We start from the raw sequence: 12052 nt of genomic DNA on the forward strand, positions 1-12052 counted from the left end.
GGGGGATACCCTTACCATGCCTCCCCCCAGCGGGGGGATACCCTTACCATGCCTCCCCCCAGCGGGGGGATCCCCTTACCGTTCCTCCCCCCAGCGGGGGGAGGTTGGGAGGGAGGCCGGGATTGCAGTGCATGAGAATCAGTATGGAGCACGCCTGTCATCCCTCCTCGCTCCTCTCCCACTGCGGGAGAGGAGCGGGGGCTGGGGGTGAGGTGAGGGCAAGCACCCCCCACCCTGACCCGCCCCCGCTGGGGGCGGGGGAACGCCCTCACCCCCGGCCCCTCGCCCGCTGTGCTATGCATTACCCACAGGTCACACAGAAGCCGGTATGACGCCGCATATCCCATCGTCATGGATACGAGGCACCATGCCTCACGCACACCGTATGGTCATACGATCAACGGCATCCTGCTGTGTTAGACCGGGCTGCAAGTGCTCCCCGTGGCGTGGGCTTCCAGCCCGCGTATAGGCATCATTGCTACCGCCGTCAGGTGCTGCTGGTGCGCAAGTGAGAACCTCTTGCAACAACACGTCTATGTGCAGGTATCTTGTGCATGCCTGACCAACGCGATGATCGAAGCGATCACATCCAGCTTCCCCGTGATCAGGACGGATACCGGTGTGCCACGCGCCGAATTGTGAGCACGGCTGCTGCGGCAGCCATGCTGCCGCACTCCAAACACTGCGACACGCGCATACCAGGCGGATAAGGTACCCAATCCAGCACGTGCTGGCACGGCTGGAGCAACGCACTGCCACCAGGCCAGGAGCCGGGTAGGTTGTGGTTGGTGTTTGGCAGGCGGTCATGCGTCTGGCCGACAGGCACACGGGAGCAAAGCGGGATGACAGACGTTCAATCACCCTGCCCCACACACCGGTACGACCTTCCCCGCTGCCACGATGCCGCGTTCTGTCCGTGATGGGCACAGCTCACGGTACGACTGATCCCTGGCATAGTGCCAAAAGCACATATGGGATCATACCCGCCGATACATACGTGGTTAATACCACAAGATAGTTGTGGGTAATACATTCCCCCCAGCGGCGGGCGGGAGGTTGGGAGGGTGGGAGTAAAGTGAACAGGAGCCATACAGAGCACGCTCGTCTTCCCGCCCCCACTGAGCGAGGTGCGGGAGCGAGACGGTTGCATCGTTTGTCGTGTAAACGTAACTCTCGCGAGTAAGCAGGATGTCATCACCGATCGACGAGCGTCGCAATCGTGACACCATCACCACCATCGCGGCCACCACTGCTGAACGAGGCTACCAGTGGGTGACCGGCCAGAAGTTCTCGTACCACCTGACGCAGCGCACCAGTGCCTTTGCCGTGGATCAGGCGTACCTGGTGCAGGCCGGCGAGATACGCATCGTTCAGATAGCGATCCAGACGATCACTCACCTCAGCCGCTCGCCAGCCCCGCATGTCGAAGGTCATCGAGACATCGGGTGTTGGGGGAAGATGAACGGTTCGTGCCGGAGGGGTAAAGCGCTGGCCGTCATCACTTTTGCCCTTTGCCCGCTTCAGATCGTTGAAGCTGACTGTCATGCGGAAGCCGCCGACCTGTACCGTGGCGGTTTGATCCTCTTCATCAATGGCGACAATTTCGCCGTTCAGACCGATGGAAGTGACCTGTACCTGATCGCCAACCTGTAACCGTTTTTCGGTTGGGGGCGGTGGTGCAGGTTGGGTTTGCACGCTTAGACGGGCAACAGCCTGTTGTGACTGTTCGGCAACCATCGCCAGTCGTTTGTCGGCTTCTTCAAGCCACTGGCGTGATATATTGACAGTGCGAAACTCTTCACGCAATCGACGTAGCTGTTGACGAACTTCCCGCAGCTCTGCTTCGATCTCGGCACGGGCGGCTTCAAGCGCTGCGGCTCGTTCGGCGGCAAAGGACTGTTGTTCAGCCGCCAGCCGGTCACGGTAGCGTTCGGCGTCAATCCGCAATTCCTCTGCACGCTGTAACGCGGCGGTAGCGGCATCACGTTCACGCTGGATGCCAGCTAGCAAGTCTTCAACCTGCGCCTCTTTGCGGTCGATAAAAGAGCGTGCCTGCTCGATCAGTGTCGGGTCTAAGCCCAGACGGGCTGCAATCGCCAGGGCATTTGAACGACCGGGGATACCGATACTTAACCGGTAGGTTGGTGCCAGGGTCTCGATATCAAACTCGACCGAGGCATTCTGCACACCTGGAGTTGTGTACGCAAACGCCTTCAACTCGGCATAATGGGTGGTAGCGATGCCCAGTACCCCCAACTCAAGCAAGCGGCCAATAATCGCTCGGGCCAGGGCTGCCCCTTCTACCGGATCGGTACCGGCACCTAACTCATCGAACAGAACCAGCGCTGCCGGTCGGCGGTCATCGAACAGGGTGTATTCGTCGCTCATCGGCGGCATTTGGTGTGCAGCCGCCAATGTTTGTAGCACGCGGATAATATTCGCCATATGCGACGAGAAGGTGCTGAGGCTCTGTTCGATGCTCTGCTCATCACCGATGTCGGCAAAGATGTACTGAAACACCGGTAAGCGCGACGGTTGATCGGCTGGAATTTGCATGCCGGCCTGCGCCATCAGGGCCAGCAAGCCGGTGGTTTTGAGGGCTACCGTCTTGCCACCGGTATTGGGGCCGGTGATCAACAACAGCGAAAACTGGCCGCCAAGCCAGAGATCAATCGGGACTACGGTATCAGCAGGGAGCAGCGGATGGCGTGCTCGTGTCAGGCGTAGCGGTGGTTCAGGCGACGGCGGATCGTCGGGTCGCCAATCGACAATCTCCGGTGCCGTGCTGCGGGTGGCAATGGCGTAGCGGGCCAGCGCAAATACCAGGTCGAGGGTAGCAAGCGTATTGACGGTACTGGTGATCAAATTGGCTGCTGCGCCGACCTGGTCGGATAACGCGCTGAGAATGCGTTGCACTTCTTCCGTCTCGGCAGACTGCAACTCGCGCCAGCGGTTGTTCAACTCGACAATTGCCATTGGCTCAATATAGAGAGTGGCTCCCGATCCCGACTGATCATGCACCAGACCGCGCACTTCCCGGCGGTGGCTGGCTTTCACCGGAATGACATACCGGCCATTCCGCACAGTGATAATCGGTTCCTGAAGAGCACCGGCCAGTGCGCTGGAATGGATCATGCTCTGGAGTCGCTCTTGCAGACGGTTAAATGCCACGCGCACTTCGTGACGTAAGCGGGCAAGTGTAGGGCTGGCGCTGTCTAACACCTGCCCATCATCACCGATTGCTCGATCAATTGCCTCGCTTAACGATGGAATGACGGGCAGCGTATTGGCCAGGTCGATCAGTAACGGAAAACGTTCGTCGAGGCGGCTCAGTCGCTGACGGAGCTGCGCCGCACTCTGCAAGGTGGTAGCAATCTCGCGCAGGGTTGTGCCATCAAGAATACCGCCACGGGCAGCGTGCTGCACGGCGCGACGCACATCACGCGCCCCACCGATACTCACCTCCGGCCATTCTTCCAGTAACAGCCGGGCTTCGGCAGTCAGAGCCTGCCGTCGCCGGACTTCAGCCAGATCGGTGGCCGGAGTCAGACTTAAGGCCAGTTCACGCGAGGCTGAAAAAGCAGTATATTGAGCCAGACGGTCACGAATGACGTCGAATTCAAGTGTAGTCAGCGAAGATTCCGGGATCGACATACCAGCACTCATTAACGCAAGATGTCTTGCGTTCAGGTTATCACTAACCGTCAATCATACCATCGGCCCAGGGGTTGATTATTGCACCTGAAAGATAATTTGGGCGGCGTCAGGTAAGATCGGATCGATAAGTTCGTACAAACTGGGCAAAATCGCATTAGCGAAGAATCGGAGTATCAACGAAGTCCCGATTTGCCCACCCAACCAGCGTGTGATCGGATAATCGATGTTGGCAAAACCGCGCACGATAAACAGATTCCAAAGCAGAATCGCTATCAAGCCGAGGGCCATACCACCGATGATCACACCCAGTGCGGTGCCAACAATCTGATCTACCATCTCAAGATGGTATGGTGTTTGCACATAGCGAAAACTATAGATTCCGACCCAGGTTAATACAATAAAGCAAAACAAATGGATCAACGCAAAGGCAACATACTGGCTTACGAAACGTTGCCCACCCAACTCGCGCACAAAGACATCGGCCAGACTTTGGTAGTAGAGACTGGCCAGCACCGTGCTGAAGTAGAACGAGAGAATGACAAGGACCAGCCGAATCGTGCCCTGAAAAAAGCCGACAGCCAGTGCGCCGAAGAAGAGCACGACGAAGAGGAGATCGATGACGTTCATAGTAATTTCTCCCGGCGCAAATTCCGGTTACCACACGATATACGAGCCTGCACAGCGATTATAGCATACCGCACAACGCTACTCTGTGTGATGATACACGGTTTAGGTGATACTACCGCTGACCATCCTCAATCTTTACGCTATTTTGCAACAAGGATCGCCCTATGACCTCTGCCAATTCGACAACCGTTCAGGCCACATCTGTGCAACCTATAGCACAGTCGGACGCATCGCTACCAGAAAACCCATCGCCACTCGTTCCTTCAGAAGTACGACGCGGTTTACTCATTTCCATCTGGGAAGGTGCGATTGCCAATATTCATATCAGTATTACAGGCGCCATTGGTGGGAGCGTCTTTCTCAGTGGATTTGCGCTGTTGCTCGGTGCCAACAATTTTCAACTCGGCTTGCTTGGTGCGTTGCCATTCATCGGCCAGATGTTTCAGTTCCTGAGCGCCTACCTGGAAGCCCGGTTTGCGAGTCGACGAGCCATTGTGCTCTTTTCGGCACTAGTGGGGCGGCTGGTTTGGGCGCTGTTGCTCTGCCTGCCGTTCACCAGCTGGTCGGCGACATGGCAGCTTACCGTGTTTTTCGTGGCTCTGGGCTTCTCGTATGGGCTGAATGGCATGGCGGGCAATGCCTGGATGAGTTGGATGAGCGATCTGGTTCCGCCTAACCGGCGGGGGAGCTATTTTGGGGTGCGGAATACGGTGGCCGGTATCAGTGCGATGGTGAGTGTCTATCTTGCCGGGTTGACCCTCGACCATTTTCGGGCGCAGGGTGCGGAAGCGCACGGGTACGCCCTGATCTTTGGGGTAGCGGTGCTGGCTGCTTTTGGGGCAGCCGTGCTGATTGCCCGCCAGCCAGAGCCGCCATTGCAGCCACAACCGTGGCAGGGGGTTGGATCATTTCTGTTCGCTCCGCTTCGCGATACGGCTTTTCGCCGTTTTACCGTGCTCGCGACAGGTTGGGCGCTGGTTACCGGTATCGCCGCTCCCTTTTTCAATGCTTATGGCTTAACCACCCTGCAACTCGATTTCTCGCTGCTGGCACTGACCGGTATCGTGACCAGTGCCGTAGCGCTCTTCTTCTCGCCGCTTGTGGGGTGGTTGATGGATCGCTACGGCTATCGTGTGGTCGTAACGGGGTGTGTGATGGGGACGATTCCACTGCCGCTGGGTTGGATACTCTCAACACCAGACAACATTCTACCTCTCTGGCTAACGTCAATCTTTTCTGGCGTCTTCTGGCCGGGCGTGAATCAAGGGCTGGGAAATCTGCTGATGGAACGCGCTCCCGCTGCCCAACGCGGGGTTGCAGTAGCAATCTTTAGCCTGCTTACCGGTCTGGGCACGCTGATTGCGTCGTTGATTGGAGGTGCGCTAGGGCAGCTACTGACCGGGACTACGCTGATGCTGGGGCCATTAGCGGTTCACGGGCTGGCGGCATTGTTTGTGATCACGATGATCGGACGCCTGGCCATGGTTGGTGCGTTTTGGCGCGTGCTGGCCGGCAACCGGTAGGTGATATTGAACAGAGAGCGTTGTGGGCTGTTGAAGGGGTATCTTGAATAGCAAGCAGTTCGTACCCTCTAAATAAACATGTGAGCCTGCCGAACATGAGCTTCAGCAGGCTCACGACGGTAACGATTAAGCCTGGGGCGTGTTCACACCGGCAGCCAGTTCGAGCAACTGCAAAATCCGCGGGGCCATTGCCGCCGGATCGCGGTGCAACCCTTCGATCAGCAGTGCGTTATCGTAGAGTTGTTCGGCGGCCAGTTTGAGGAGTGGATCGTTTGGATTGGTGGCAGCACGTTGCGCCAGAGCCGCAATCAGCGGGTGGGCCGGATTGAGTTCCAAAATGCGCGGCCCTATCTGCACTTCCTGACCGAGCACCTGCTGAATCCGCTGCATTTCGCGGCCAAAGGCTGCTTCATCGGCCACCAGCCGGGCCGGACTGTCGCGCAGTACGCGCGATGTGCGCACTTCTTTCAGACGGTCGCCAAGAATTGCGGCAATGCGTTCAGCCAGTGCGGTGAACTGTTCGTCATTAATCGCTGGCGTCGGTCGTTCGATCTCACCCGGCAGATCAAGCTCTCCCTCATCGATATTGCGCAGGCGTAATCCATCGTATTCGCGCAGACCCGACAACATAAAGCCATCCATCAGGTCAGTGAAGAGAATGACTTCGATGTCACGTGCCCGTAGCGGGTCAAGGTGTGGACTGCTCAACGCTGCATCGCGACTGGCCGCCATCAGGTAGTAAATCTCCTTCTGGCCGGGGATCATGCGCTCTTTGTAGGTCGCCAGCGTGATCCATTCCTCACCGCTCTTCGTTGTCTGCACCCGCAGCAGCTTGAGCAGATCATTGCGATGCTCATAATCGGTAGCAATACCCTCTTTGATAAATGGGCCAAATTCTTTCCAGAAGGTGCGATACTTCTCCGGATCGCGCTCGGCCAGATCATTCAACTCCTTGTGGAGACGACCGGTGAGCGTTTTGCGCAGGCGTTGCATAACCGGCGATCCACCGGCGGTACCGCTCTGAACGCTTTCCCGCGAGACGTTCAGCGGCAGGTCTTCGCTATCAACCACGCCTTCAACGAAGCGGAAATAGGCGGGTAGCAAATCTTTAGCTTCTTCAAGGATCAATACTTTGCGCGAATAGAGCTTGATCTGACCTTCGATGCGGCGTTCGAGGATACCGCGCTCGCGTCGTGATGGAATGTAGAGGATGGCGTGCAGATCAACCGGCGCGTCGGTCGAAATGTGGATGAAGCTGAGTGGTGGCTGGCTATCGAGGGTGAGCTGGCGGTAATAGTCGTTGTATTCGTCGTTCGTGACATCACGCGGGGCTTTGCGCCAGATCGCTGTGCGTGCATTGATCTGGCGACCATCGAGCATGATCGGGAAGGCGACATAATTGGAATGCCGACGCACGATCTGCTCGATCCGCCATGGATCGGCGAATTCAGCCGCGTCTTCTTTCAGGTGCAGCGTAATGGTGGTGCCACGACGTTCGCGGGTAGCTGGGCCAACCGTGAAGCTATCGCCCCCGCTCGACTCCCACATCGCCGCCGGTGCATCGGGGCGGTACGATTGTGAAACAACCGTTACCTTATCGGCAACCATAAATACCGAGTAAAAGCCGACCCCAAACTGACCAATGATTTCACTGGCAGTCTGTTTGGCACCCTCACCGGCCTGCTTAACAAAAGCGCGCGCCGCCGATTGCGCAATCGTACCGAGGTGCTCTACCATTTCATCAGCAGTCATGCCGATGCCGGTATCACTAATCGAGAGGGTGCGCACTTCCTTGTTGACTTCGATGGTGATTTGTGGTTCGAGGTCGGGATCGCGCACATCGCGATTCGTCAGCATCTCGAACTGCACGCGATTAATCGCGTCAGAAGCGTTCGAGATCAGTTCACGCAGGAAAATCTCGCGGTCGGTGTAGAGTGAATGGGCGAGAATGTACAGTACTTGTTGTACTTCAGCTTTGAACGTATGCGACTGCCGACCAGTTTCAGTCAACGGTTCCGTGGTCATATTTCTCCCTCGTCATAGTTGAACAATGCATTGTCATCAATCCGCCTGACGCAGCGGCGGACCGAGATACGACCTCACACTACCATGCATTGTAATCACTCAGCCGGCAGTTGATCGTTAGAGAGTTGTTGGAAAATGACACTGCGGATCAGCCACCTAACTCTGACATCCCGCGCAGGGTTGGCTTCACGCCGGCAGGGAGGCCATGCCCCCATGGTTTGATATAGACGGCGTGGCGAATGATTTGTTCAAGATCGGCGACGCTGGCCCCGCCACGGACTGCGGCCCGCAGATCAACCTCGTCATCACGGAGCAGACAGAGGTGCAGTCGACCATCAGCGGTGAGCCGCATCCGGTTACAGGTGGCGCAGAAGGGGTCGCTGACGCTGGAAATAAATCCGATCACCCCCTTCGCACCGGGTAGGCGATACGTGCGCGCCGGATCACTCGGCGCGTGGCCGATCTCCTCAAGTGGGCCGTAGTGTTGTTCAAGCCGCGCAATCAGTTCGGCGCTGGCCACGATACCCTCTTCAGCGAGGCCAGCCACCCCGGTGAGCGGCATCACCTCGATGAAGCGGAATTCCCATGGTCGCTCCAGCGTCAATCCCGCCAGCCGCACCACTTCATCATCATTCATCCCGCGCACGACCACCGCATTCAGTTTAATGGGATGCAGGCCAGCCGCATCAGCAGCTTCGATACCGGCCCAGACCTCTTCGAGGTTACCGCCACGGGTAATCATCCGAAACTTCAGCGGATCAAGGGTATCGATACTGATATTGACCCGATCCAGACCGGCTTCACGCAGCGGTTGGGCCAGTTTGCGCAAACGGAGCGCGTTAGTTGTCATCGCGATATGTTCAATGCCCGGAATGCGTTTCAGTTCACGCACCAGATTGACCAGATCATGGCGCAGCGTTGGTTCGCCGCCGGTCAGGCGCAACTTGCGGAAGCCGGCACGGGCTGCGGCAGTGATCACCAGCAGCAGCTCTTCATTGGTGAGTAGTTCAGGGCGAGGGGCAAACTGCACACCAACGGCAGGCATGCAGTAGACACAACGCATATTGCAACGGTCGGTCAGCGAGACGCGCAGATAGTCGATACGGCGGCCATACTGATCGAGTGCCGGCGTATCGGTGGCATAGCGGGGATGGCGGCTGGGATCGTAGAAGATGATCGGGGTCGTGCCAGAGAGCTGATTGGCGGCCATAGCCTCACCTCATTGTGACAAACAGACGGCGAACGAGTAACCGATATGAAACACGTACCGGCGGACTTGATTGGCCCACCGGTACCGAATCGGCTATACCATTGCGTACTGCAACACCGAGATACGAGCGGCGACCTGGCGAGCCAGCTCGCGGAAGATTTCAGCATACGCATCAGGGGCATCACTGATCACGGCCGGCTGACCATTATCACCACCCTCGCGCACACTCATACCAAGGGGGATCTGGCCGAGAACCGGTACACCCAACTGCTGCGCCAGGCGTTCGGCCCCACCACTGCCAAAGATGTCGTAGCGCTTACCGGTATCGGGGGCGATGAAGTAGGCCATGTTCTCGACGATCCCTAACAGCGGTACGTTCACTTTGCGGAACATCTCCATCGCCTTAATTACGTCGATGGTTGCCACCTGCTGCGGCGTTGTCACGATAAGGGCACCAGTGAGGGGCAGGCTCTGGGCCAGGGTAAGGGCAACATCGCCGGTGCCGGGTGGCATATCAATGATCAGATAGTCGAGAGGTGCCCAGGCAACCTGGTAGAGAAATTGCCGGAGTAACTGACTGACCATCGGCCCACGCCAGATCACCGGCTGTGACTCGTCGATCAGAAACCCGACCGACATCACCTTGATACCGTGGTTACTCAGTGGCAACATCATCGGCTGACCATTGGCGTCGCTCACGGCCATTGGCTGCCCGCGTACTCCCAGCATGAGCGGCAAACTCGGCCCAAACACATCAGCATCGAGCAGACCAACCTGTGCACCCATCTGGGCCAGGGCAACCGCCAGATTGGCTGCTACGGTACTCTTGCCGACGCCGCCTTTACCGGCAGCCACCGCAATCACATTGGCAACGCCAGGAATGGCCGATTGTTCAGGAATACCGGCAGGCCGGCGAACATTGGCGGTAAACTCGATGTGAACCTCTCTTACCCCTGGCACTGCCAGCACTGCTGCCTCGGCCTCAGTACGGATCTGATCCTTCAACGGACACGCCGGGGTTGTCAACTCAATCGTACAACGGACAATTCCGTCGCAGATGGCAATATGCTTGACCATCTGCCGTGAAACCAGGTTGCCACCCAGTTCTGGCTCCTGCACCTGTCGCAGTGCGGCGAGTATCTGATCTTCGCTCACCGTCGCCGATTGATGATTTGTTAAGCGACCCATGTATCTACTCCATCCTTAGCTAGGCGCGTCTTGTTACATTATACCAGAGAATTAAGAAAGTAAGATGTTACTAAAGTCACAGACGGTACGGGAAGTCGGTGCGATGGATGGTGGTTTGCGGCATAGGCCTGCGTGAAGCGGGTGTTATTATCTTGCTTGACAGCTCGGAGCACGGTTGCTATACTCGCATTAAGACTATTCGATAGCAGCATACTCGTAAAGTGGTAGATCGCCGATGAAAGTTGAGCGCAGAGCACAGGGCGCAACCCGGCGCAGCATCCTCCAGTTGTTACGTCGTCACGGGCAGATGAGCGCCATTGAGTTAAGCGATGCACTGGCAATTGGCGCGGTTGGTATTCGCCAGCACCTCACAGCCCTGGAGCAGGAGGGGCTGGTGTATGTCTGCGGTCTGCGCCGGAATGTCGGGCGTCCGGCACATCTGTATGCGCTCACCGAACGGGCCGAGGCGTTCTTTCCCAAGCACTATGAGCGGCTCGTGTGTGAACTGATCGACAGTGTGGCGGCAGTCGGTGGTGAGCCGGCAGTCAAGGAGATGCTCGAACAGCGGCGTAAAATGCTCTTCACCCGCTTAGCCCCGCAACTGGCGGACAAGCCACGGGCGACACAGGTAGCGATACTCGCCGAAGCACTGGCCGAACAGGGGTATATGTGTGAGTGTGAACAGAGCGAGAAGGGTGATCTCTTCCTGACACAGTATAACTGTCCGTTTGATTGTGTTGCCCGACGCTATCCGCAAATCTGCGCCCAAGAGTTACGTCTTTACGAAGACCTGCTGGAGACCACTATCGAGCGTGATACCACGATTGCCGAAGGTGGTCACTGTTGCCGGTATCGGATTCCGGCCTAGCACTTACCCTCACATCCGCGGTACAATACAAGTACGCCACAGATGACGGTCAATGGTGGCCGTCGTTGTTTGCAATTGCTACGGAGGTTTCACATGGCCTTTGAAGTTCCGCCATTACCTTACGACTACAATGCCCTTGAACCGTATATTGATGAAGCCACAATGCACTATCATCACGACAACCACCATCAGACATATGTTACTAATCTGAACAATGCGCTGGCGAATTACCCGGAGTTGCAGAGCAAGACGATTGAAGAGCTGTTGGGCAATCTCGATGCCATCCCAGAGGCGATTCGGACGGCGGTACGCAACAATGGTGGTGGACACTGGAACCACACCTTCTTCTGGGAGATTATGGCTCCCAATGCTGGCGGTGCGCCTACCGGTGATCTGGCGGCGGCAATTGATGCCGCCTTCGGTAGCTTCGACGCCTTCAAAGAGAAGTTCAAGGCGGCGGCTTTGGGCCGGTTCGGTTCGGGATGGGCATGGCTGGTGGCGGCAAAGGATGGCAGCCTTAGCATTATGAGCACTCCCAACCAGGACAACCCACTGATGGAGGGTAAGACAGCCATCCTCGGTCTGGATGTATGGGAGCACGCCTATTACCTCAAGTACCAGTACAAGCGGGCCGCCTACGTTGATGCCTGGTGGAATGTGGTGAATTGGGCCAAAGTTGCCGGGCACTACGCAGCGGCGAAAGGTTAATGTTGGTCGGGACGGGAATCTCAGCCGCGTAGTGCTCCGCGAACGTTGCCGGGCACTACGCAGCGGCGAAAGGTTAAATAGACACGCTGAGAGGGGACACAACAAACAGTGGCCCCTCTCTTTGGCAGAAACTCGTATTTCCCCGGCTTATGGCACACTGGCGTTCGGGTCGAGACGATAAGTGTTGATAATCTCGTCGGTGCGGCTGACCAGCGTATCGAATTGATCTTCAGGCACCAGGGTTGT

General features: G+C 57.2%; 8 protein-coding genes. 3 read left to right on the forward strand and 5 right to left on the reverse strand.

The features are described from left to right. Positions 1-1194: 1194 nt before the first annotated feature. Together VAE57_RS02025 and VAE57_RS02030 are read right to left on the reverse strand one after the other, a co-directional pair. Positions 1195-3654 carry an endonuclease MutS2 gene (locus tag VAE57_RS02025; RefSeq protein ID WP_322820249.1) on the reverse strand — a complete coding sequence of 820 codons (2460 nt, stop codon included), beginning with the start codon at positions 3652-3654 and terminating at the stop codon, positions 1195-1197. Between the two features lie 78 nt (positions 3655-3732). After that, on the reverse strand, positions 3733-4284 hold the full coding sequence (locus VAE57_RS02030) for a CvpA family protein (protein WP_322820250.1): 552 nt from the start codon (positions 4282-4284) through the stop codon (positions 3733-3735). Positions 4285-4448: 164 nt separating this feature from the next. Between VAE57_RS02030 and VAE57_RS02035 the strand changes: the two genes are divergently transcribed. Further along, positions 4449-5807 (forward strand): MFS transporter, encoded by a 1359-nt coding sequence (locus VAE57_RS02035; RefSeq protein WP_322820251.1) that lies wholly within the window; start codon positions 4449-4451, stop codon positions 5805-5807. 126 nt (positions 5808-5933) lie between these two features. On the opposite strand, the gene htpG is transcribed toward VAE57_RS02035, so the two are convergent. From htpG to apbC, 3 genes are all read right to left on the reverse strand, one after another. Continuing rightward, the gene (htpG, locus tag VAE57_RS02040; protein WP_322820252.1) at positions 5934-7832 is read right to left on the reverse strand and encodes a molecular chaperone HtpG; all 1899 of its coding nucleotides are present in this window, start codon (positions 7830-7832) and stop codon (positions 5934-5936) included. A 148-nt stretch (positions 7833-7980) separates the two neighbouring features. Then, positions 7981-9042, reverse strand: a complete 1062-nt coding sequence (gene moaA / locus VAE57_RS02045; protein WP_322820253.1) for a GTP 3',8-cyclase MoaA — start codon at positions 9040-9042, stop codon at positions 7981-7983. Positions 9043-9135: 93 nt separating this feature from the next. Then, positions 9136-10230 (reverse strand): iron-sulfur cluster carrier protein ApbC, encoded by a 1095-nt coding sequence (apbC, locus tag VAE57_RS02050; protein WP_322820254.1) that lies wholly within the window; start codon positions 10228-10230, stop codon positions 9136-9138. A 235-nt stretch (positions 10231-10465) separates the two neighbouring features. On the opposite strand from apbC, the gene VAE57_RS02055 reads away from it, so the two are divergent. Beyond that, a complete protein-coding gene (locus VAE57_RS02055) occupies positions 10466-11098 on the forward strand; it encodes a helix-turn-helix transcriptional regulator (protein WP_322820255.1) in 633 nt (210 codons plus the stop codon). Between the two features lie 93 nt (positions 11099-11191). Continuing rightward, positions 11192-11806, forward strand: a complete 615-nt coding sequence (locus VAE57_RS02060; protein WP_322820256.1) for a superoxide dismutase — start codon at positions 11192-11194, stop codon at positions 11804-11806. The last annotated feature ends 246 nt before the right edge of the window (positions 11807-12052 follow it).

This window comes from Chloroflexus sp. (assembly GCF_034434295.1).
GTDB lineage: Bacteria > Chloroflexota > Chloroflexia > Chloroflexales > Chloroflexaceae > Chloroflexus.

Bases quoted from the DNA above. Each gene is read 5' to 3' on its own strand.
- apbC (WP_322820254.1), bottom strand. From the start codon at position 10,230: ATGGGTCGCTTAACAAATCATCAATCGGCGACGGTGAGCGAAGATCAG.
- VAE57_RS02055 (WP_322820255.1), top strand. From the start codon at position 10,466: ATGAAAGTTGAGCGCAGAGCACAGGGCGCAACCCGGCGCAGCATCCTC.
- VAE57_RS02060 (WP_322820256.1), top strand. From the start codon at position 11,192: ATGGCCTTTGAAGTTCCGCCATTACCTTACGACTACAATGCCCTTGAA.
- htpG (WP_322820252.1), bottom strand. From the start codon at position 7,832: ATGACCACGGAACCGTTGACTGAAACTGGTCGGCAGTCGCATACGTTC.
- VAE57_RS02025 (WP_322820249.1), bottom strand. From the start codon at position 3,654: ATGTCGATCCCGGAATCTTCGCTGACTACACTTGAATTCGACGTCATT.
- VAE57_RS02035 (WP_322820251.1), top strand. From the start codon at position 4,449: ATGACCTCTGCCAATTCGACAACCGTTCAGGCCACATCTGTGCAACCT.
- VAE57_RS02030 (WP_322820250.1), bottom strand. From the start codon at position 4,284: ATGAACGTCATCGATCTCCTCTTCGTCGTGCTCTTCTTCGGCGCACTG.
- moaA (WP_322820253.1), bottom strand. From the start codon at position 9,042: ATGGCCGCCAATCAGCTCTCTGGCACGACCCCGATCATCTTCTACGAT.